Raw genomic sequence first — 20,567 nt, 5'->3', positions numbered from 1 at the left:
CCCCCGGGGGCACAGCGGGTAGGAAAGACCCAAGCGAGGGCCTGATAACCGGGAGAGTGGCGATTCCTGAGCGGGGAACAGACAAGGTTGATGCGGCCACCGGCGTGTTGCTGGTGCTGGTCGCCATCGTTGTCACCCTGGACGAATGGGCCTTGCACGGCGCCAATGTGCTGATCCCCTTCCTGGTGGTGGCGCTGGTGGTCCTTCTGGCAGTCAGGGTCGCGCGGTCACGCCAGGCCTTTGTGCTGGCGGCTTTGGTGTTGACCGGCATCGCGATGGCGGTTCTGTCCGAGTGGCAGCAGACCGTGCTGCGCGCACTGGGGTCTGCCGGTTTCATCGCCGCCTTTTTCGCCGCGCTGACCACGCTGCGCAACGTGGCCGAAAGCTCTCCCTCCATCCGCGCCGCAGGCACGTTCCTGGCCGAGCAGCCGCCCGGGCGCCGCTATGCCGCGCTGACGGTGGGCAGCCACCTGTTCGCCCTGTTGCTGAACTACGGGGCGATCTCGTTGCTGGGGAACCTGGCGACGACAAGCGCCGCGCAGGAACCCAATGCCGAGATCCGGCGCCACCGCACGCGCCGGATGCTGCTGGCGATCCAGCGCGGCTTTATCTCGTCGCTTCCCTGGTCGCCGCTGGGGTTCTCGATGGCGATCACCAATGCGCTGATCCCCGGTGCCCGCTGGGCGGCATCGGTGCCCGCCGGGTTCGTCAGTGCGGGGATCATCATCGTGACGGGCTGGGCGCTGGACCGGATCTTCAAGCCGAAACTGTCGGTTCCGCCGCCGCCGCGCGGGCCGGTCGACGGGTCCTGGGGGCTGATGCGCCCGCTCCTGCTGCTTTTGCTTCTGCTGGGCGTGACGGTATCCGTGCTGCACACCCAGACCGGGTTCCGGATCGTTGGGATCGTGATGCTGGTGGTGCCGCTCTTGTCGCTGGGCTGGGCGCTGGTCCAGCATCGGGGCGGAGCGCTGGATTACGGGATGCGTGACCGGCTGGTGCGCTATGTCACGCAAGAGCTGCCGGGCACCCGGGGCGAGGTCACGCTGTTGATGATGGCGGGCTATATCGGGACCGTGGGTGGCCCGCTGCTGGGCCCCGTGGTGGCCGGGGCGGGCATCGACCTGGCCGCGCTGCCGACCTGGGCGGTGCTGGTGCTGCTGGTCTGGCTGGTGCCGTTCCTGGGGCAACTGGGCATGAACCCGATCCTCGCGGTGACGCTCTTTGCCTCGATCATTCCGGCGCCCGAGGTTCTGGGGGTCACGCCCGCGGCGGTGGTGGCGGCCATTGCCGCGGGCTGGGCCATCAGCGGCATCTGTTCGCCTTTCACTGCGACCACCTTGTTGATCGGGTCCTTTGGAGGCGTCAGCGCCCTGCACGTAGGGACCCGTTGGAACGGGGCATTTGTCGCCATCGTCGGGGCGCTGTTGTCCGTCTGGGTGGTGATCTACGCCCTGGTCCTCGGCTGATCCGGCCCGTCAGACCTTGGTGCGATCAAGGCGGCTTGCGCGGCGACCTCTGCAACGTCCCGGCTGAGAGCAAGCGCGCCAGAGTGCAGGTCGTCCATCGGGAACCAGCGCGCCTCGAGCGCGTCGTCTCCGGCGACCGGATCGCCGTCCAGCCATTCGCAGAGCACAGCCACCAGGACGTAGTGATACCGCAAAGTGCCGTCGTCGCCATGATCGAAGGCATCGACCGCGGTAAAGACCTGTTGTGCCTTGGCGCGTATCCCCGTTTCTTCCGCAAGCTCACGCAGCGCGGCGGCGTGGATGGATTCGCCGGGCTCCATCTTGCCCCCCGGAAAGCCCCACCGCCCGGCGTCCGGCGGGTTTCGGCGCCGGACCAGGAGCACATGGTCATGCTGTAAAACCGTCGCGATCGTCGCGACGATGGGTCTGACAGGGGCGATCTGGGTCAAGCTGTAGCACTTCCGATTGAACACGCCGGGCGCCGGCGGCCCGGCCCTGTCTCATCGGTAGTTGCCATGCCGGAAGAGGCCAAGCGATTATCGGGCAAATCGGCACTTGGTCCCTGCCGCGCCCACCAAACAACACCATCGACTTAGGAAGAATGATGGTGGGCGACCTTGGAATCGAACCAAGCGTGCGTCTCCGCGAGGGAGTTACAGTCCCCTGCCACACCTTGCGGCCTGTCGCCCACCGAGCGCCGGTCGCTGCCGGCGTGGGGGGCTGATTACAACCGCCCAAAATCCGCGTCAACAGGAAATTCCCTTGGCAAAGGCCCTTCTTGGATGCAAAGCCTGTCACCTCAGGACACGGGGGCATCGGCGATGGCGAAGAAACCGAAATGGGTGATCGAGAAGGAGCAGGCGAAACGTGCTTCGGCGGCGGAAACCGTTTGGCTTTTCGGGCTGCACGCGGTGCGTGACGCCCTCATGAACCCCCGGCGCGACAAGCTGCGGCTGATCCTGACGCCCAATGCCGCCGAGAAACTGACCGATGCGGTCGAAGCCTCTGGCATGACGCCTGAAATCCACGATCCGCGCAAGTTCGGCGCGCCGCTGGATCCCGGGTCGGTGCACCAGGGCGCGGCGCTTGAGGTCAAGCCGCTGGACTGGGGGCGGCTGGAGGACGTGGCGCTTTCGGGCGAGGGGACTTTGCGGCTGGTTCTGCTGGACCGCGTCACCGATCCGCACAACGTGGGTGCGATTCTGCGCTCGGCCGAGGTCTTCGGGGCGCAGGCGGTGATCGGCACCCGTCACCATGCGGCGCCGGAAACCGGCGCCCTGGCGAAGACCGCAAGCGGGGCGTTGGAGCGCCAGCCCTACCTGCGAGAGCGCAACCTGGCCGATACGATCGTCGCGTTGCAGAAGATGGGATACCTGGTGCTGGGTCTGGACGGCGAGGCGGAACAGACCATCGAAGAGGCGCTGGAGGGCCGGCGGGATGTGCCTGTCGCGCTGGTGCTGGGGGCAGAGGGGCCGGGGCTGCGGCCCAAGACCAAGGAGACGGTCGATGCGCTGGTGCGGATCGATTTCGCGCGCGACTTCGGCTCTCTCAACGTCTCGAACGCGGCGGCGGTTGCGCTTTACGCGGCGCGTGCCTAACTGCGCTAAATGCCGACCACCAAGATTGCCACCTGTTGTTACTGCGGCACCCGTGCCGCGCTGCGCCTGGAAGGAGAGCGGCGTCACGAACTGGCCTGTTCCGGCTGCGGGGCGCCGCTGCACAACCTGAAATCCCTGCGCGTCGATGCCGTCGACCCCGAGGCGCACCGCCCGCCCCGCAAGGGCAAGCGCAAGCGCGCGCCCGAGGTCCATGCCACGCGCCGGGAAACCTGGGAACCGCCGCTGAAGAAGCCGAAGAAAAAGAAGAAAAAGCGGCGCAAGAGCCCGGCCTACAAGCTGTTGAGCGAGGCCTTCGACCTGATCGAGGACATCTTCGACTGAGGGCGCGCGACCGGGACCACCCGGAATGCCCGAGTGTATTTTGAAACCGGCGTTCCGTTCAAGTCCCCTTGCCTCTGGCATTTGGCCCGGGTCTCAAGTATCCCGCCTGAGACTGGCAGGAGGGAGGCCCTATGCCCGATTTCGAAAATCCCGGACCGGTGGAACAGGACTGGTCCAACGCAATCTCCTCGATCGAGGAAATCATCGACGATGCCCGCAACGGGCGCATGTTCGTCCTGGTCGACCATGAAGACCGTGAGAACGAAGGCGACCTGGTGATTCCCGCGCAATGGGCGACGCCCGATGCGGTCAACTTCATGGCGCTTTATGGCCGCGGGCTGATCTGCCTGTCCATGACCTCGGACCGGATCGAGGAACTGGGCCTGTCGCTGATGTCGACGAACAATTCGTCCCGGCATGAAACCGCCTTCACCACCTCGATCGAGGCGCGCGAAGGGGTCACGACGGGCATTTCCGCCGCGGACCGCGCACGGACCATCGCGGTGGCCGTCGATGCTTCGAAGGGCGCGGCGGACATCGCCACGCCGGGCCATGTCTTTCCGCTGCGCGCCCGCAAGGGCGGCGTGCTGGTCCGCGCGGGCCATACCGAGGCGGCGGTCGACATCTCCCGTCTTGCCGGCCTGAACCCGGCGGGCGTGATCTGCGAGATCATGAACGAGGACGGCACGATGGCGCGCCTGCCCGAGCTGGTCGCCTTTGCGCAGCGCCACGGGCTGAAGATCGGCACCATCAGCGACCTGATCGCCTATCGCCGCCGCAACGACAACCTTGTGAAGGTGCGTTCGGAGGCGCCGATCACCTCGGAGTTCGGCGGCGAGTGGACGATGCGAGTCTATACCGACGAAACCCACGGCGACGAGCATATCGTTCTAGTGAAAGGCGATATCTCGACCCCTGATCCGGTGCTGGTGCGGATGCATGCGATGGACCCGCTGCTGGACGTGATCGGCACAGGGCCCAAGGGCCGCGCGCATGAATTCCAGCACGCGATGGAAGAAGTCGCGCGCGAAGGGCGCGGCGTCGTCGTGTTGCTACGCGATACCTCGCAGCACCTGGACGCCAGCGACGAGGTCTCTCCCAAGACGCTGCGGCAATACGGGCTGGGGGCGCAGATCCTGTCCTCGCTGGGCCTGTCCAAGCTGACCTTGCTGACCAATTCGCCCACTCCCAAGGTGGTCGGCCTCGAGGCCTATGGTCTTGAAATCACGGGCACCCGCAAGATCTCGGAGCTGGGCTGATGGCATCGAACGAGACCCACCACACGCTGGACCGGCCGTCGTTCGACAAGCCGGTCAAGGTGCTGATCGTCGTGGCGCCCTACTACAAGGACATCGCCGATCAGCTGGTCGCCGGGGCCGAGGCCGAGATCGAGGCCGCGGGTGGCTGGCACGAGACCATCGAGGTGCCCGGCGCACTGGAAGTGCCCAGTGCCATCGGCATTGCCGGGCGGTTGTCGAATTTCGATGCCTATGTCGCGCTGGGCTGCGTGATCCGGGGGGAGACCACCCATTACGAGACCGTGTGCAACGACAGCTCGCGCGCGCTGACCCTGTTGGGCCTGCAGGGGCTGTGCATCGGCAACGGTATCCTGACGGTGGAAAACTACGAACAGGCCCGCGTGCGGGCCGAGGCGAGAGGTCAGAACAAGGGCGGCGGCGCGGCGGCTGCGGCCTTGCATCTCCTGGCGCTGGAACGTAAGTGGGGCGGCTCTCGCAAGGGAGTGGGATTCGTCCCCTTCGGCGATGAAATCCAGATCGCAGGCACCAGCAAGGACCCCGACATCGCATGACCAAGCTTTCGGGCAACCAGAAACGCAAGATGCGCAGCGCCTCGCGGCTCTACGCGGTTCAGGCCCTGTTCCAGATGGAACAGTCGGATGCCGGGCTGGACAAGGTGCGGCGCGAGTTTCTGGAGTTCCGGTTCGGTGCCGAACAGATCGACGGCGAAGAGATGATCGACGGGGATGTCGATTTCTTCGCCCGGCTGTTGGAACAGGCGGTCAACTGGCAGGTGAAGATCGACCAGATGACCGACCGGGCGCTGGTGGCGAAATGGCCCATCGCGCGGATCGACCCGACATTGCGGGCGCTGTTCCGCGTTGCAGGGGCCGAGCTGCTGGAGTTCGACACGCCGCCGAAGGTGGCCATTGTCGAATACATGGACGTGGCGAGCGCTTTCTTTCCGGAGGGCAAGGAGGCGCGTTTCGTGAACGCGGTGCTGGACCACATGGCCCGCGAGGCGCGCCCCGAGGCCTTCTGAGCCCGATCCGCCGGGCGGCCAGTCCGGGCGAGACCTTTGTACGGTTTGTACGTTTTGTACGCGGATTCCGGCAAAACGTACAAAGGAGTCACGAAGGCTTAACCCTTGTACAGTTGCCTTCTGCACCCCAAGTTGTATTCTGAACCCGGAATGCGAAGGAGTCGCCCCATGCCCAAGCTCATCCGTCTCTACATCCTGCAGGTCCTCGCCGGTTTCGGCCTGTCGGCGGTCTTTGTCGGCGCGCTGTTGTGGTTCAACGTGGCCAACCTTTGGCACCTGATCTCTGGCAGCGACATGGGGGTCGTGGCGGTGCTGATGCTGTTCATGTTCAACGGCATCGTCTTTGCCGGGGTACAGTTCGCCATCTCGATCATGCGCATGGGGGAAGGGGACGACACCTCGGGCGGCAAGCGTCAGCATGTGCGGTCGCAGGAACCGGCCCCTGTGCGGGTGGCGGCAGAGGCCCCGCGAAACCGGGCATTGCGCGGCCTGCAGCGCCGCTGAGATGTTGACGGCACGTCGCGCCCGGCCTTGCCGGGGGCGACGCGCGACTTACCCTTTCGCATGGAAAGGGAGGCGCAGATGCCCCGGATCATCCGGCTTTACATCACGCAGAGCCTTGTCGGCGCCGGGATTGCCACGGTCTTCGTGGCGGGCCTGCTGGTGCTGGACGTGGGCAACCTGTGGCACCTGGCGACCCGTACGGCCATCGGGCCCTTTGCGGTGTTGCTGCTTTGGGTGCATTGCGCGGCGGTCTTTGCGGCGGCGCAATTCGCGATTTCGGTCATGCGTCTGGGCGAGCGGGAGACCCCTGCGCCGCCACCGCCAAGCGGGCCGCGACGTCCGCTGCTTGTCGAGGTCACAGGCCGGCGGTCCGGCATCGGGGGCAAGCCGCCTTTCGGACACCCCGGCTGAGCCATGCGGCTCAGCGGCCCGCCCTCCAGCCTGCTTGCCGGTCCGGTCATGATGGGGAAGCGGCGGGAACCACGCCAACCGTGTGGGTAACGCATTCCCGAGGACCTGTATATACAGGTGGGCGCCAGGTAACGAGACCACGATCCCGCCAGAGCCAGCTCCCTCGGATTTGCTTAAGGCCACCGGAATGTACCCGTCTCACGAGAAGGGCAGAACCCGCCACGCGCAGACCTAAGTTGCGCGGGGGGCCGAGACAAGGGCCTGCGAAGAAATTGTGTCGCCGGCCTCAGGGTGTTTCGGTGACAAGCGCGTAGCGTGCCAGTTCCTCGGGCAGCAGGATGTAGATTTCATCGGGCGGCGTGGCGAGCGCGTGGCGCATGACGCGGGTGTCGACGCCCATGTCGTCGAGATAGCCCATGACCTCTGCCTGGCCGCGCTGGATGTCCTCGACGGCGGTGAAGGCGGGCAGCAGGGTGTTTTCGCCAAAGTAGTGCTGGTGCACCCCGATGGAGGCGGAGGCGGCGGCGCTGCGGGTCTGCCCGCCGGCAAAGAGGTAGGGGCAGGCGGAATAGCAGAATTCGCCCGACAGGACCTGCGTGGCGATGCCCGAGGCGCGCAGGTGGCGGCCAAGGTCGAGCGCGTCACGCACCGAGCCGCCCTCGGACTGCAGCAGAAGGGTTTCGATCGGCGGGTCGGCGCGGTCGATCTGGGGGATCAGGCGTTCGGCGTCGCCCTCGGCGATGGCCCCTTCGAGCCGCCATATTCCCTGGTCGAAGGTCAGGGTCAGCCGGTTGGGCAGTTCGCCGGGATCGCGTTCGGGCGCCACGGCAGGGCGGTCGCGGCGCGGGTCGAAGACGCGGCGCTGGTCGCCGGGGCGGACGGGCTCTGACAGGCGCGGGGCGTCTGGCTTGAAGCCGGGCAGCGAGATCGGCCCCTGGCGCATGTCGCCGAGGACCAGCAGGATGCCGATGCCGACCTGGAAGACCAGGACGGCCGACAGGGTGCGGGCGACGGAGCGGTTCATGGCCGGTGTCCCTGCATGGCCGGGGTCATGCGGACTTTCCCTTGAGCGGCGTGACCTCCTCACCCTCGGGGCGCGGGGTGGCGGCGGGCTGGGCGGTGTGTGCAGGTGGTGCCGTGGGCGGGCCGGCGACGGCCTCGACCTCGCGCAGGGCGGTGACGGCGGCGCGCAGTTCGGCCAGCGTCAGCGTGTCCTCGACGCCGGCGCCCTCGCGGCCCTGGCGAATGGCGGCATGGGTGATGGCAAGGATGAAGACCAGCACCATCGGAAGCAGGTCGATGGCGATGGCCCCGGCCCAGGAAGGCACGAAGTTGCGCGCGTAGAGGATCACCGCGTCGGCGGCGGACAGCGGCGTGTAGGTGACGTCGGTCGGCGGTCGCAGCGACTGGACGTTCTGCGCCGCGCGTTCCAGCGTTGCCGCCCGTTGCGCCAGCACCTCCAGCACCGAGGTGATGGTGGCGGACTGGTCGGCCCGGCCCTGCGCCGTGGTGCTGTCCAGTTCTGGCAGCACCACGGAGGCGGCAAGGTCCTGTGCCGCGCGTTCGACCAGCGGGGCAACCGAAAGCTGGCGCAGCTGGGTGATGAGTCCCTGCAGGCGCACGGCGGCCTCGGAAAACTCGACGCTGCGGGCCTCGACGCTGCCGGGTTCGACGGTCAGGGCGCGCATCCGGCTGAGGATGGTGTTGCCCTCGGTAAAGGCGGTGTCGACCAGCGGCGTCTGTTCGGCGATCTGCGCCTCGAGCGCGGTCAGTTCGGCGGCCTTCTGGCGCAGGACCCGGAAAACGGCGCCGCGCCCGGCAAGGCCCGAAAGCGCTCCCTCGGCCTCGAGGTCGGAAAGATCCTCGAACGATTGGCGGACGCGGGCGACATCGCGTTCCAGTGCCTGGCCGGTGAGGGCGATCTCATGCGCGCGTTCCAGCGCGGCCTGATAGTCCTGAACGGTTTCGGCAAGATGCTGTTCGACGGCGGCCGAACCGGCCAGGGCGGCGGCGTTCAGCCAGGAGGACATGGCGACGATGGCCAGACTGCCCAGCCCCATCGCCGCCATCAGCCCGGTGCGGGCGCGGGTGGTGCGGACAGCGGGAAAGAGCCGCAGCATGTAGGACCAGAACACGAAGATGCCCACCGAAACGGCGGTCGAATAGGCGATGGCGGCAAAGACCGACATGGCGCCGTTTTCGTCCAGCAGCGAGGACACGCCGAGGTAGGTATAGATCCCCGAGGCGACCGAGAGCACGCCAAGCGCCGTGCCGGAGAAGCTGTCGAGCCACGTCAGGTGGCCTTCGAGTTCGCGCGCGGCGCGCACGCCACGGGCTTCGGCGCGGGTCAGGCGGGTGTCGGTCTGGTCCTGGGACATGCGGGGCCTTGGGTCATCTCTGAGGTTCCGGGCGAGCCTAGTCCTTTCCCCGGCAGAGGGAAGGCGGCCCGGGGTGGGGTTGCATTTGTTCACGAAATGTTCAAGAATTTGGGCATGGACTTGCCTGTCACCTCCGACCTGATGCCCGGCCAGCTCCTGGCGCGGGGCGTGTGCCGCCACCTGGCGGGGCATGGCTTTGCCGTGATCGAGGAATTCGTGCCCGACCGGGGGCTGCGCGTCGACATCATGGCGCTTGGCCCCAAGGGAGAACTTTGGGTGGTCGAGTGCAAGTCGAGCCGCGCGGATTACATGAGCGACGGCAAGTGGCAGGGGTATCTGGACTGGTGCGACCGCTATTTCTGGGCGGTGGACCAGGATTTCCCGACCGAGCTGCTGCCCGAGGGGACGGGGTTGATCATCGCCGACGGCTATGACGCCGAGATCCTGCGCATGGTCCCCGAGGACAAGCTGGCGGCGGCGCGGCGTAACAAGCTGATCCGCAAGTTCGCCGTCCACGCGGCGCGGCGGCTGCACGGGCTGCGCGATCCGGGCGCGGGGCTGGAACACCTGGGCTGACGGGGCTTGCAGGAAATCACGCGGGCGGGGCCTGACGGGGGTTGCCGGGCGGGACCGATCCGTCCCACCATGTCCGAAAAGGCCCCTTTGCCAACGGAAAGGATCTGCCATGCAGCTTGGTGCGTTTTCGGTCAGTCTCTCGGTCCGTGACCTGGTCGCTTCACGGGCATTCTACGAGGCGCTGGGGTTCCAGGCAGTCGGCGGCGTGGCTGAAGAGGGCTGGCTGATCCTGCGCAACGGCGACAGCGTGATCGGCCTGTTCCAGGATATGTTCGAAGGCAATATGCTGACCTTCAACCCCGGCTGGCGGTCGGAGGACGAGGCGCTGTCGGAGTTCACCGATATCCGCGAGATCCAGGCGCGCCTGAGGGCGCAGGGGATCGAGCCGGAAAAGGGGACTGATGAAGATGGGGCCGGGCCTGCCTGCATGACGCTGGTCGACCCGGACGGAAACCGGGTCTTTCTGGACCAGCATGTGCCGAAACCCTAGCGTTTCTTCGGTTTTGCCTTGCGCGCGGTGGCGGCGGCGGCGCGCAGTTCCTCGGCGATTTCCTCGGCCTCCACGGGGTCGAAGTCCATCGGAATCTCGATCCCGTCGGCAAGGATGAACAGCCGGACCATGCCGGCGTCGGTGGGGCCAATCTGGAGGTTGGCCTCGATGTCGCGTTCGTCGTTGATGCCCATCTGCCTCTGCCTTCTCTGAGACCCGCGAAAGATCGTCGTGACCTAGCGGCGAAAGGCTTGATTTGCAAGCCGTGTGGGGGTTTCTTGCCCTCATGACAGTCGACCTGAAAGACCTTGGCCCCGGCGACATCGACTGGCTTGTCGATCAGCACGCGTGGCTTTACGCCCGCGACGAAGGCTTTGACGACAGCTTTCCGGTGCTCGTGCGGCAGATCCTCGAGGAATTCGCGCGGGACCATGACCCTGCGTGCGAAAAATCCTTTATCGCCTGGGACGGGGATCAGCGGCTGGGCAGCATCTTTTGCGTGCGCGAGGATGACGAGACCGCCAAGCTGCGCCTCTTCCTGCTGGTGCCGGAGGCGCGGGGCAGGGGTCTGGGCCGGACCTTGCTGGAGGCCTGCATGGGTTTCGCGCGGGACAAGGGCTATCGCCGGATGGCGCTCTGGACGCATCAAAGCCACCGCGCCGCCTGCGCGCTGTACGAAAAGTCGGGCTGGCGGCTGGTCCGCTCCGAGCCGAAGGTGAGCTTCGGCACGGAGGTCGTGGAACAGGGGTACGAGGTGGACCTGTAACCTAGCGTTCGCCGGTGAATTTCGGCGCGCGCTTGTCAAGGAAAGAGGCCACGCCCTCGGCATAGTCGGGGTGTTCGCCGCAGGCCTTCATCAGTTCTGCCTCGAGATCCAGGTGCGCGTCCAGCGTGTTGGTCGCGGCGGCGGTGATCGCCTCTTTGGTGCGGGCATAGCCGAAAGTCGGGCCTTCGGAGAACTGCGCGGCCAGCTTGCGCGCCTCTTCCATCAGCGTGTCGTCGGGCAGCGCCTTCCAGATCAGGCCCCAGTCGGCTGCCTTGACGGCGGGCAGCGGTTCGGCGGTCAGGGCCAGGCCCATCGCGCGGGCGCGGCCCAGGAATTGCGTCAAGTGCCAGCTGCCGCCGGTGTCGGGGATCAGCCCGACCTTGGAGAAGGACTGGATGAACTTGGCGCTTTCGGCGGCCAGCACCATGTCGCAGGCCAGCGCCACGGAGGAGCCGGCGCCGGCGGCGACACCGTTGACGGCGCAGATCACCGGCATGTCCAGAGCGCGGATCTGGCGGACCAGCGGCGCCCAGTAGCTGCGCACTGTCTCGCCCAGGTCGGGCGGGCCGTCCATTTTGCGCGGGTCGCGGTCGCCGAGGTCCTGCCCGGCACAAAAGCCGCGCCCGGCGCCGGTCAGCAGCACGGCGCGCTTGGCCTCATCCGCAGCCCGGGTCAGGGCGGCCCGCAGGGCCAGGTGCATCTCGGGCGTGAAACTGTTCAGCCGCTCGGGCCGGTTCAGCGTGATTTCCAGCCAGTTGCCGTGATCGGTGACAAGAATGGTGTCCGACATGTTCCCCTCCTCAAGGCGATTGTCGCGGTGGATGGCACGGGCCTGCGGCGGGATCAATCCGTCCCGGTCTTGTCCGCGGGCTTCTCCGGCGGCATCCGCAGCGGCGCCCGGGTGCGGTCGTTGCCCGCGATGGCGACCTTGGTGGCCAGGCGGATGAACTCGCGCTTTTCGTCCTCGTCCAGTCCCACAAGCAGGTTGCGCTGCATCTCTTCGACGATGGGGCGGATATGGGCGATGCGCTCGGCGCCCTCGGGCGTCAGGGCCAGCACCTTTGCGCGGCGATCCTTCGGGTTGGTCCGGCGTTCGATCAGCCCCTTGGCGCAGAGCCGTTCGATCACCCCCCCGATGGTGGCGCGGTCATGCGCGATCATTCCGGCCAGCGTCGCCTGGTCGATGCCGGGATGTTCCTGCAGCATGGCAAGGGCCGCGAATTGCGGCGAGGTCAGGTCGACCCCCGCCTCGCGCATGCGTTCGGCAAAGATCGAGGCCGAGAGCTGTTGCAGCCGGCGGATCAGGTGGCCGGGCATTGTGTAGATGGCTTTCATGGTGCCATGATCGGACAGGCCGGGGAAAGTGACAAGTACGCATATTGTCATGGTACTGCCTATTGCCCCGAGGCGCCGTGCCGCCAGCCGTGACAAGGCTGGCCCGGTGTGCGAGGTCTGGCGGGGCGATGGGATTGGGAAAGGGCCGGGGATGGAACGACCGGATGCGGGTCTGAGGCAGTTGACCGTCTACCGGCTGCGTCGCGCCACGGTGCAGATGCTGTCGACCATTTCGCAGGAGCTGGCGCCTTTTGGCCTGCGTCGGACGACCTTTTCGGCGCTGTCCGTGGTGGTGGACCAACCGGGGTTGCGGCAGACGCAGCTGGCCGATGCGCTGGCGATCGAGCGGCCCAACCTCGTCAAGATCGTGGATGAAGTGGAGGCGGCGGGCCTGATCCAGCGGCGCCAGGCCGAAGGGGATCGGCGGGCCTATGCGCTGCACCCGACCGAGGCGGGCAAGCTGCTGCATCGGCGCGCTTTCGAAGCGGTGCAGGCCGCGGATCGGCGGCTGGTGCAGGGCTTGTCCCTGGCCGAGGTCGAGGCGCTGAATGCCGCTTTGCACCTGATCGAGTCGAATGCCGGGGGCGCGGTGGAGACCGCGTTGCAGGGTGATTGAGCCCGGTTCCCGCTCAATTTTCGCACTATAGTGCAGATCTCAAACTCTGAAACTGATTTGATGCATCAAATTGCATATCGCTCAGATAAGGTGTACGCTTATCAAAATGACGATTCCGTTCTGTCCGCAGGCAGGATCGTCGCGGCGCGTCTTGGGTGCGGTTCGATCGGGGAGGATCGCGGCACCGGGTAAGGGACGGGATGACCGGCAGGAGGAGGCCAAGTCATGAATGGAAACGCAGCGATATATTTCGTGGACCGCCACGTGGACGAGGGGCGCGCCGACAAGGTGGCCTTTCGCGAAGCGGATGGCCGCAAGCGCAGCCTGACCTATGGCGCACTGGCCGAGCAGACCGGCCGCTTTGCCGGCGCGCTCTACCGTCACGGGGTGCGGCGCGAAGAGCGGATCGCGATGATCGTGCAGGACCAGGTGGAGTTTCCGGTGATCTTCTGGGGGGCGCTCAAGGCGGGTGCGATCCCGGTGCCCCTGAACACGCTTCTGTCGGCCTCGGTCTACGAGTCGATCCTCGGCGACAGCCGTGCCTCGATCCTGGTGGTGTCGGAAAAGCTGTGGGAGACGGTGAAGCCGGCAATCCAGGACAACCGTTTTCTGCGCGCGGTGGTGGTGATCGGAGAGGCGCCGGAAGGCACCGAGAGCTACGAGGATTTCATCGCCGGCGCACCGGTCGAGGACCCTGTCGAGGCCTTTGACGATGAAATGGCCTTCTGGCTCTATTCCTCGGGGTCGACGGGGCAGCCCAAAGGGGTGCGTCACGTCCATTCCAGTCTGAAGGCCACCGCCGATACATTCGGTGCGCAGGTGCTGGGCATCCGCGAAGAGGACACCGTCTATTCCGTTGCCAAGATCTTTTTCGCCTACGGGCTGGGCAATGCCATGTCCTTTCCGATGGCGGTGGGCGCGACGACGGTGCTGCTGTCCGGGCGGCCCACGCCCGAGGTGGTCTTTGCCATCCTGGAGGCCGAGCGCCCGACGCTGTTCTGCGGGGTGCCGACGCTCTATGCCGCGATGAATGCGGCGATGGACAAGTCGGGCGTGCCGGCCCATGCCATGCGGCTGTGCACCTCTGCCGGTGAGGCGCTGCCCAAGGAGGTGGGTGAACGCTGGTTCAGGATGACCGGGGCCGAGATCGTCGACGGTGTCGGTTCGACCGAGATGCTGCACATCTTCCTCAGCAACCGGCCCGGAGAGATCGTCTATGGCACCTCCGGCACCCCGGTGCCGGGCTACGAGGTTCGGCTGGTGGATGAACACGACGAGGACGTGCCAGAGGGCGAGGTGGGCGAGCTGCTGGTGCGTGGGCCCTCGGCGGCGGATGGCTACTGGAACCGGCGGCACAAATCGCGGTCGACCTTCGAGGGACACTGGACCCGGACGGGTGACAAGTACGAATGCACCGCCGAGGGGCGGTATGTCTACTGCGGGCGCACCGACGACATGTTCAAGGTTTCCGGGATCTGGGTCAGCCCCTTCGAGGTCGAGCAGGCGCTGATCGAGCATCCCGCGGTTTTGGAGGCCGCGGTGGTCGCCTGTGCCGACGAAAAGGGATTGGACAAACCAAAGGCCTTTATCGTGCTCAAGGAGGGTCAGGAGGCCGCTGCTGTCGACGGGCTCAAGGAGTTCGTGAAGGAAAAGATCGGCATGTGGAAATACCCGCGCTGGATCGAGGTGGTCGAGGACCTGCCCAAGACCGCGACGGGCAAGATTCAACGTTTCAAGCTGAGAGGGGCGGCATGACTGCGGATTGGACGGAAAGCGGCCGGTTGAGCGCCGGCGGCAAGGAATTGGAATACGCCTGCTACGGGCCCGCGCCGGACAAGGCGCCGACGTTGGTCCTGCTGCACGAGGGGCTGGGGTGCGTGGCGCTATGGCGAGATTTCCCCAAGGCGCTGGCCGAGGCGACGGGCTTTGGCGTCTTTGCCTTTTCGCGCGCGGGTTATGGCCAGTCGGACCCGGCGGACCTGCCGCGCCCGCTGGATTACATGACGCGCGAGGCGGTGGACGTGCTGCCCGAGGTGCTGGAGGCGATCGGCTTTCAGCGCGGTGTGCTGGTGGGTCACAGCGACGGCGCGACCATCGCGGCGATCTACGCGGGCAGCGTGTCGGACCTGCAGGTGCGGGGGCTGGTGCTGATGGCGCCGCATTTCTTTACCGAGGAGATGGGGCTGGCCGAGATCGCCAAGGCGAAAGAGGCGTATGACACCACCGACCTGCGCGAGAAGATGGCGCGCTATCACCGCGACCCGGACAATACCTTCCGGGGTTGGAACGACAGCTGGCTGCACCCGGAATTCAAGGCCTGGAACGTGGGTGACGTGATCGACTACCTGCGCATCCCGGTGCTGGCGGTGCAGGGGAAGGACGACCAGTACGGCACGCTGGCGCAGATCGAGGAAGTCGAGAGCCGTAGTTACGCGCCGGTGGACACTCTGATCCTGGACGACTGCCGCCACGCGCCACACCTGGACCAGCCGGAAAAGGTGGCCGCGGGCATCGCGGAGTTCTGCGCCCGGCTGGAGCGGATCGAAGCCGCCGAACCCGAGGTCGCGTGACCATGTCGGCCTGGCACAGGCCGACCCACGCCCATGTGCCGGGGCAGAATGCCCGGCACCCGGAGGGCGCTTTCGACCACATCAGGGCCTCGGCCCAACCGGGCATGACCCCGGCGGACCTGGCGGAAAGCGATGCTTTCCGCCACGGTCTTTTCTACATCGACAGCGGTTTCTACTGGGAAGCGCACGAGGTGCTGGAGCCGATCTGGATGGCCTTGCCCGAAGGGCAGGACCGGCGGTTCCTCCAGGCGCTGATCCAGACCGCCAATGCCCTTCTGAAACGCGAGATGATGCGTCCCGGTGCGGCGCGGCGGCTGTGCGGGATCGCGCGCGACCTGCTGCCGGCATCGCGCGAGGCTTGGGTCATGGGCATAGGCGCGGGACGCATCCACGCAATGCTCGATTCTCTTGAGGGGGATCTGAGATCTGCACTATAGTGCATTAAATTGCCTAAGATGTGTTGGATTGCGCCAAAGTCATTGAGTTTGCAGGGTTTATTTTGTGCTCTATTGTGCATACATAAGTTTACTTACTTTCCGCTTTGATGTAAGTTGACTACAGCTTCGCGACCAGGGAGGACCCGATGACCAAGATGATCGACTTTCAGACCGACCCGTCAAAGTACCGCCATTGGCGTGTCGAGTATGACGGCCCCGTAGCCACGCTCATCATGGACGTCGACGAGGATGCGGGCCTCTTCGAGGGCTACAAGCTCAAGCTGAACTCCTACGACCTGGGCGTGGATATCGAGCTGAGCGATATCGTGCAGCGGATGCGGTTCGAACATCCCGAGGTCAAGACCGTGGTCATGAAGTCGGGCAAGGCGGGCGTGTTCTGCGCCGGTGCCAACATCCGGATGCTGGGCGGTGCCGCTCACAGCCACAAGGTGAACTTCTGCAAGTTCACCAACGAGACCCGCAACGGTTTCGAGGCCGCCGAAGAGGAGAGCGGCCAGAAGTACATCGCCGCCGTCAAGGGCGCCTGCGCCGGGGGCGGCTACGAACTCGCGCTGGCCTGCAACCACATCATGCTGACCGATGACAGCACCTCGTCCGTCGGCCTGCCCGAGGTGCCGCTGCTGGCGGTTCTGCCGGGCACCGGCGGCCTGACCCGCGTCACCGACAAGCGCAAGGTCCGCCGCGATCTGGCCGACATTTTCTGCTCGATCGAGGAAGGCGTGAAGGGCAAGCGCGCCAAGGACTGGCGCCTGGTGGACGAGGTCATCCCGAACTCGAAATTCGACGATACGGTGATGGAGCGGGCGAAGGAATTCGCAGCCGCCTCGGACAAGGCGGATGTGGCGCAGGGCATCCAGCTGGGCCCGCTGTCGCGGACCATCACCGAGGACGCGGTCAGCTATTCGCTGGTCGAGGTCGAGATCGACCGCAAGGGGCGCAAGGCCACCATCACGCTGAAAGGCCCCGAAGAGGATGCGCCCGCCGACATGGACGCCTTTGCCGCACAGGGTGACCAGGCCTATATGCTGAAGCTCTGCCGTGAGCTTGAGGATGCGATCCTGCACCTGCGCCTGAACGAGATGGAAATCGGCCTCTGGATCTTCCGCACCCAGGGCGACCCGGAAAAACTGGCCGCGCATGAGGCGCTGCTGGCGGACAACGCCGACCACTGGCTGGCCAACGAAGTGCGCCACTACTGGAAGCGCACGCTCAAGCGGATCGACGTGACCTCGCGCTCTCTGGCGGCCTTTGTCGAACATGGCTCGTGCTATGTCGGCGTGCTGGCCGAGATCCTGTTCGCGGTCGACCGCAGCTATATGATGGAAGACGAGTTCGAGGGCGACAACCGCCACATGGCGACCATCACCCTGACCAAGGACAACTTTGGCCCCTATCCGATGGGCAACGGGTTGACCCGGCTGGAAACCCGTTTCCTGGGCGAGCCGGAGCATGTCGACGAGCTGAAAGGCAAGATCGGCGAGGCGCTGGAGGCCGAAGAGGCGGACGAGCAGGGCCTTGTCACCATGATCCTGGATGACATCGACTGGGAAGACGAGGTGCGGATCTTCATGGAAGAGCGCGCCAGCTTCAGCCCCGATGCGATGACAGGCATGGAGGCGAACCTGCGCTTTGCCGGGCCGGAAACGATGGAAACCCGGATCTTTGGCCGCCTGACCGCCTGGCAGAACTGGATCTTCAACCGCCCGAATGCCGTCGGCAAGGACGGCGCGTTGCAGCGCTACGGCACCGGCGTGCGCGGCGATTACAACATGGAGCGCGTCTGACGCGTTCGGCATGGCGGGGTTCTCCCCGCCCTGCGGGCCCCGGCGAAGGCCGTTCCCGTGACACCACACCCAAAGGGAGAGAGAGATGCTCGATCTGATCAACGTGAGCTACGACACCCAGATTCCGAACAACGTGGGTCTGTCGTCCGACAAGAAAGTCCTGAAGGCGCTGTCGAAATGGCACCCCGGCTACCTGGACTGGTGGAACAAGCTGATCCCGCAGAACTTCCAGGAATCGATGGTCTACCTGCGCACCGCCGTCAGCGTGGACCCCAAGGGCTGGGCCAAGTTCGACTACGTCAAGATGCCGGAATACCGCTGGGGCGTGTTGCTGGCGCCGCAGGTCGAAGGCCGCACCATTCCCTGTGGCGAACACGCCGGCCAGCCGGCCTGGCAGGAAGTGCCGGGGGAATACCGCAACCTGATGAAGCGCCTGATCGTCATCCAGGGCGACACCGAGCCGGGGTCGGTCGAACAGCAGCGCTTCCTGGGCCTGACCGCGCCGTCGCTTTACGACATGCGCAATCTGTTCCAGGTCAACGTCGAAGAGGGCCGCCACCTCTGGGCGATGGTCTACCTGCTGCAGAAGTATTTCGGCAAGGACGGCCGCGAAGAGGCGGATGACCTGCTGATCCGCTCGTCGGGCAGCGAGGAAGCGCCGCGGATGCTGGGCGCCTTCAACGAGGAAACGCCGGACTGGCTCTCCTTCTTCATGTTCACCTACTTCACCGACCGTGACGGCAAGATGCAGTTGGAATCGCTGGCGCAGTCGGGTTTCGACCCTCTGTCGCGCACCTGCCGTTTCATGCTGACCGAGGAAGCGCACCACATGTTCGTGGGCGAGACCGGTGTCGGCCGCACCATCCAGGCGACTGTCGAGGCGATGAACAAGGCGGGCATCACCGATCCCTACGATGTGGGCAAGATCCGCGACCTGAACGTGATCGACCTGCCGACCATCCAGAAGAAGCTCAACCTGCATTACACGCTTTCGCTGGACCTCTTCGGGCAGGAAGTCTCCACCAACGCGGCCAATGCCTTCAACGCGGGCATCAAGGGCCGGTACATGGAGAACCGGATCGACGACGACCACATGCTCAAGCACGACACCTACAAGGTGCTGGACCTCGAGGATGGCAAGATCGTCGAAAAGGACGTGCCCGCGCTGACCGCGATCAACATGCGCCTGCGCGACGACTATATCCGCGACGCGGCGGGCGGCGTGAAGCGCTGGAACAAGATCATCGAAAAGGCCGGGATCGAGTTCGAGCTGAAGCTGCCGCATCAGGCCTTCAATCGCAAGATCGGCATCTTCGCGGGCCACAACTTCGACCCGGACGGCAACCATGTCTCGGGCGAGGAATACGACAAGGGCATCACCAAGTGGCTGCCGACCCATGCGGATGGTGACTATATCCAGTCGCTAATGAAGCCGGTCTACGAGCCGGGCAAATACGCCAGCTGGATCGCCCCGCCGAAGGTCGGCATCGACAACAAGCCGGGCGACTTCGAATACGTCAAGCTGCACATGGCCTGATGCGCCGGGGACGGGGATCACCCCCGTTCATCCCGAACCAATGGGCGGCGCGGGGCATGACCCCGCGCCGGACCGACCAGCAGGAGGAGGAAACGCGATGATTACCAAACGGAACGTCGGCCATGCGCCGCGCGTGACCGAGGTCGCGAAGGAACTGGGCGAGATCGGCTGCTGCATCGGATGCGAGAATTGCCGCGGCTTGTGCCAGGCCGTGATCGAGGCCATAGCTGTCCCAGAGGCCGTTTTGCACCGGGGGACGCAATGAACAAGCCGCTGAAACAGCACCTGATCGACCCGGAAATCTGCATCCGCTGCTATACCTGCGAGATGACCTGCCCCGTGGGCGCGATCGAGCATGACGAGAACAACGTCGTCGTGAACGCGGATGCCTGCGATTTCTGCATGGACTGCATCCCGGTCTGTCCGACTGGCTCCATCGACGAATGGCGCGTGGTCGAGAAACCCTATTCGCTCGAAGAGCAATACGAGTGGATGGAACTGCCCGAACAGGGCGAGGTTTCCGTGGCCGAAAGCGCCGAGGATGGCACCGAAAGCGGTGAGGACCCAGTGGCGGCCCTGCTGGCCGAGGCGCACAAGGGCGCTGGCGGCAAGGCAAAGGCGCCCGCCAGCGCGGCCAAGCCGACGGTCAACCTCTACAACCTCGCCAACCCGGTCGAGGCGGTGGTGCAGGGCAACTATCGCCTGACCGCCGAAGGCGCGGACACGGATGTTCGTCACATCATCCTGGATTTCCAGGGCAGGCCCTTTCCCGCTCTTGAGGGGCAGTCGCTGGGCATCATCGCGCCGGGCACAGATGCCGAGGGCAAGGCACACCTGCCGCGGCTCTACTCTGTCTCTTCACCACGTGACGGTGAACGCGCGGGCTATCACAACGTCTCTCTGACGGTGAAGCGCGAGGAAGGCGGTGTCTGTTCGAACTACGTCTGTGACCTGAAAAAGGGTGACAAAGTGCAGGTGACGGGGCCTTTCGGGGCGACCTTCCTGATGCCGAACGATCCCGATGCCCGCCTGTTGATGATCTGCACCGGCACCGGCTCGGCGCCGATGCGGTCCTTCACGATGGCGCGTCAGCGCACCGTGGGCAAGAAATCCGGCGGCATGGTGATGTTCTTTGGCGCACGCACGCCGGACTCGCTGCCCTATTTCGGACCGCTCAACAAGGTGCCTTCCAGCCTGCTGCAAAAGCATCTGGTGTTCAGCCGGATGCCCGGCCAGGACAAGGAATACGTCCAGGATCGGATGCGCGTCGAAGAGGACATCGTGGCCGACATGCTGCAGGACCCCAACACGCATATCTACATCTGCGGGCTGAAGGAGATGGAGGAGGGCGTCGAACGCTCGTTCACCAATATCGCCGAAAGCATCGGCCAGCAGTGGCGCAACCTGCGCGATGTCCTTCGCGAGGAAGGCCGCTATCACGTCGAGACCTATTGAG

At 65.5% G+C, this 20,567-nt stretch carries 25 protein-coding genes and 1 tRNA gene; 19 read left to right on the top strand and 7 right to left on the bottom strand.

The window, feature by feature from the left end:
- Positions 1 to 56: 56 nt before the first annotated feature.
- Positions 57 to 1,466 carry a hypothetical protein gene (locus G9Q80_RS24645; protein ID WP_232788221.1) on the top strand — a complete coding sequence of 470 codons (1,410 nt, stop codon included), beginning with the start codon at positions 57 to 59 and terminating at the stop codon, positions 1,464 to 1,466.
- On the opposite strand, the gene G9Q80_RS24640 is transcribed toward G9Q80_RS24645, so the two are convergent.
- Both G9Q80_RS24640 and G9Q80_RS24635 read right to left on the bottom strand, forming a co-directional pair.
- Positions 1,445 to 1,915 carry an NUDIX hydrolase gene (locus tag G9Q80_RS24640; RefSeq protein ID WP_088715533.1) on the bottom strand — a complete coding sequence of 157 codons (471 nt, stop codon included), beginning with the start codon at positions 1,913 to 1,915 and terminating at the stop codon, positions 1,445 to 1,447. The genes G9Q80_RS24645 and G9Q80_RS24640 overlap by 22 nt on opposite strands.
- Positions 1,916 to 2,071: 156 nt before the next feature.
- Positions 2,072 to 2,155 (bottom strand) — tRNA-Tyr (locus tag G9Q80_RS24635).
- A 132-nt stretch (positions 2,156 to 2,287) separates the two neighbouring features.
- Between G9Q80_RS24635 and rlmB the strand changes: the two genes are divergently transcribed.
- The 7 genes from rlmB to G9Q80_RS24600 all read left to right on the top strand — a co-directional run bounded on the left by rlmB (position 2,288) and on the right by G9Q80_RS24600 (position 6,601).
- Positions 2,288 to 3,064: a 23S rRNA (guanosine(2251)-2'-O)-methyltransferase RlmB gene (rlmB, locus tag G9Q80_RS24630; protein WP_069211108.1), complete on the top strand. Its 777-nt coding sequence runs from the start codon at positions 2,288 to 2,290 to the stop codon at positions 3,062 to 3,064.
- 9 nt (positions 3,065 to 3,073) lie between these two features.
- A complete protein-coding gene (locus G9Q80_RS24625) occupies positions 3,074 to 3,406 on the top strand; it encodes a hypothetical protein (RefSeq protein WP_074621657.1) in 333 nt (110 codons plus the stop codon).
- A gap of 131 nt (positions 3,407 to 3,537) precedes the next feature.
- The gene (gene ribB, locus G9Q80_RS24620) at positions 3,538 to 4,665 is read left to right on the top strand and encodes a 3,4-dihydroxy-2-butanone-4-phosphate synthase (protein WP_069211110.1); all 1,128 of its coding nucleotides are present in this window, start codon (positions 3,538 to 3,540) and stop codon (positions 4,663 to 4,665) included.
- A complete protein-coding gene (locus tag G9Q80_RS24615) occupies positions 4,665 to 5,216 on the top strand; it encodes a 6,7-dimethyl-8-ribityllumazine synthase (protein WP_088715425.1) in 552 nt (183 codons plus the stop codon). Before ribB ends, G9Q80_RS24615 begins: the two co-directional genes overlap by 1 nt.
- The gene (gene nusB / locus G9Q80_RS24610) at positions 5,213 to 5,686 is read left to right on the top strand and encodes a transcription antitermination factor NusB (RefSeq protein WP_043138178.1); all 474 of its coding nucleotides are present in this window, start codon (positions 5,213 to 5,215) and stop codon (positions 5,684 to 5,686) included. The genes G9Q80_RS24615 and nusB overlap by 4 nt, the downstream gene beginning before the upstream one ends.
- 168 nt (positions 5,687 to 5,854) lie before the next feature.
- Positions 5,855 to 6,190, top strand: coding sequence for a hypothetical protein (locus tag G9Q80_RS24605; RefSeq protein WP_088715426.1), 336 nt, complete (start codon positions 5,855 to 5,857; stop codon positions 6,188 to 6,190).
- A gap of 78 nt (positions 6,191 to 6,268) precedes the next feature.
- Positions 6,269 to 6,601, top strand: coding sequence for a hypothetical protein (locus tag G9Q80_RS24600; protein WP_088715427.1), 333 nt, complete (start codon positions 6,269 to 6,271; stop codon positions 6,599 to 6,601).
- Positions 6,602 to 6,887: 286 nt separating this feature from the next.
- Here the strand turns inward: G9Q80_RS24600 and G9Q80_RS24595 are convergent, their stop codons facing one another.
- Both G9Q80_RS24595 and G9Q80_RS24590 read right to left on the bottom strand, forming a co-directional pair.
- Positions 6,888 to 7,625, bottom strand: coding sequence for a COG3904 family protein (locus tag G9Q80_RS24595; RefSeq protein ID WP_088669874.1), 738 nt, complete (start codon positions 7,623 to 7,625; stop codon positions 6,888 to 6,890).
- A gap of 25 nt (positions 7,626 to 7,650) precedes the next feature.
- Entirely contained in the window at positions 7,651 to 8,979 is a 1,329-nt protein-coding gene (locus tag G9Q80_RS24590) for a coiled-coil domain-containing protein (protein WP_088715428.1), read from the bottom strand.
- A 96-nt stretch (positions 8,980 to 9,075) separates the two neighbouring features.
- On the opposite strand from G9Q80_RS24590, the gene G9Q80_RS24585 reads away from it, so the two are divergent.
- Together G9Q80_RS24585 and G9Q80_RS24580 are read left to right on the top strand one after the other, a co-directional pair.
- On the top strand, positions 9,076 to 9,555 hold the full coding sequence (locus G9Q80_RS24585; RefSeq protein WP_246870579.1) for an MmcB family DNA repair protein: 480 nt from the start codon (positions 9,076 to 9,078) through the stop codon (positions 9,553 to 9,555).
- Between the two features lie 109 nt (positions 9,556 to 9,664).
- Positions 9,665 to 10,045: a VOC family protein gene (locus G9Q80_RS24580; protein ID WP_088715429.1), complete on the top strand. Its 381-nt coding sequence runs from the start codon at positions 9,665 to 9,667 to the stop codon at positions 10,043 to 10,045.
- Here G9Q80_RS24580 and G9Q80_RS24575 read toward each other — a convergent pair.
- Positions 10,042 to 10,239: a DUF6324 family protein gene (locus G9Q80_RS24575; RefSeq protein ID WP_043138168.1), complete on the bottom strand. Its 198-nt coding sequence runs from the start codon at positions 10,237 to 10,239 to the stop codon at positions 10,042 to 10,044. The genes G9Q80_RS24580 and G9Q80_RS24575 overlap by 4 nt on opposite strands.
- A 92-nt stretch (positions 10,240 to 10,331) precedes the next feature.
- On the opposite strand from G9Q80_RS24575, the gene G9Q80_RS24570 reads away from it, so the two are divergent.
- Positions 10,332 to 10,811, top strand: a complete 480-nt coding sequence (locus tag G9Q80_RS24570; RefSeq protein WP_088669970.1) for a GNAT family N-acetyltransferase — start codon at positions 10,332 to 10,334, stop codon at positions 10,809 to 10,811.
- Between the two features lies 1 nt (position 10,812).
- On the opposite strand, the gene paaG is transcribed toward G9Q80_RS24570, so the two are convergent.
- Both paaG and G9Q80_RS24560 read right to left on the bottom strand, forming a co-directional pair.
- On the bottom strand, positions 10,813 to 11,601 hold the full coding sequence (paaG, locus tag G9Q80_RS24565) for a 2-(1,2-epoxy-1,2-dihydrophenyl)acetyl-CoA isomerase PaaG (RefSeq protein ID WP_074621811.1): 789 nt from the start codon (positions 11,599 to 11,601) through the stop codon (positions 10,813 to 10,815).
- Between the two features lie 53 nt (positions 11,602 to 11,654).
- Entirely contained in the window at positions 11,655 to 12,146 is a 492-nt protein-coding gene (locus G9Q80_RS24560; protein ID WP_074621649.1) for a MarR family winged helix-turn-helix transcriptional regulator, read from the bottom strand.
- 151 nt (positions 12,147 to 12,297) lie between these two features.
- Between G9Q80_RS24560 and G9Q80_RS24555 the strand changes: the two genes are divergently transcribed.
- From G9Q80_RS24555 to boxA, 8 genes are all read left to right on the top strand, one after another.
- Positions 12,298 to 12,762 carry a MarR family winged helix-turn-helix transcriptional regulator gene (locus tag G9Q80_RS24555; protein WP_069209040.1) on the top strand — a complete coding sequence of 155 codons (465 nt, stop codon included), beginning with the start codon at positions 12,298 to 12,300 and terminating at the stop codon, positions 12,760 to 12,762.
- Between the two features lie 225 nt (positions 12,763 to 12,987).
- A complete protein-coding gene (locus G9Q80_RS24550; RefSeq protein ID WP_088715430.1) occupies positions 12,988 to 14,517 on the top strand; it encodes a benzoate-CoA ligase family protein in 1,530 nt (509 codons plus the stop codon).
- A complete protein-coding gene (locus G9Q80_RS24545) occupies positions 14,514 to 15,332 on the top strand; it encodes an alpha/beta fold hydrolase (protein ID WP_088715431.1) in 819 nt (272 codons plus the stop codon). The genes G9Q80_RS24550 and G9Q80_RS24545 overlap by 4 nt, the downstream gene beginning before the upstream one ends.
- A gap of 2 nt (positions 15,333 to 15,334) precedes the next feature.
- Entirely contained in the window at positions 15,335 to 15,769 is a 435-nt protein-coding gene (locus G9Q80_RS24540) for a DUF309 domain-containing protein (RefSeq protein ID WP_088715432.1), read from the top strand.
- A gap of 146 nt (positions 15,770 to 15,915) precedes the next feature.
- Complete coding sequence (boxC, locus tag G9Q80_RS24535) at positions 15,916 to 17,574, top strand: 2,3-epoxybenzoyl-CoA dihydrolase (RefSeq protein ID WP_088715433.1); 1,659 nt, start codon at positions 15,916 to 15,918, stop codon at positions 17,572 to 17,574.
- Positions 17,575 to 17,659: 85 nt separating this feature from the next.
- Positions 17,660 to 19,111 (top strand): benzoyl-CoA 2,3-epoxidase subunit BoxB, encoded by a 1,452-nt coding sequence (gene boxB, locus G9Q80_RS24530; RefSeq protein WP_088715434.1) that lies wholly within the window; start codon positions 17,660 to 17,662, stop codon positions 19,109 to 19,111.
- Positions 19,112 to 19,208: 97 nt separating this feature from the next.
- Positions 19,209 to 19,376: a hypothetical protein gene (locus tag G9Q80_RS24525; protein ID WP_157903837.1), complete on the top strand. Its 168-nt coding sequence runs from the start codon at positions 19,209 to 19,211 to the stop codon at positions 19,374 to 19,376.
- A complete protein-coding gene (gene boxA, locus G9Q80_RS24520) occupies positions 19,373 to 20,566 on the top strand; it encodes a benzoyl-CoA 2,3-epoxidase subunit BoxA (RefSeq protein ID WP_088715435.1) in 1,194 nt (397 codons plus the stop codon). The genes G9Q80_RS24525 and boxA overlap by 4 nt, the downstream gene beginning before the upstream one ends.
- Position 20,567 lies beyond the last annotated feature (1 nt).

Origin of the sequence: Mameliella sp. LZ-28 (genome assembly GCF_012274245.1) — a bacterium.
GTDB classification, from domain to species: Bacteria; Pseudomonadota; Alphaproteobacteria; order Rhodobacterales; family Rhodobacteraceae; genus Antarctobacter; species Antarctobacter albus.
This window is presented reverse-complemented; position numbering and strand designations above follow the sequence as displayed.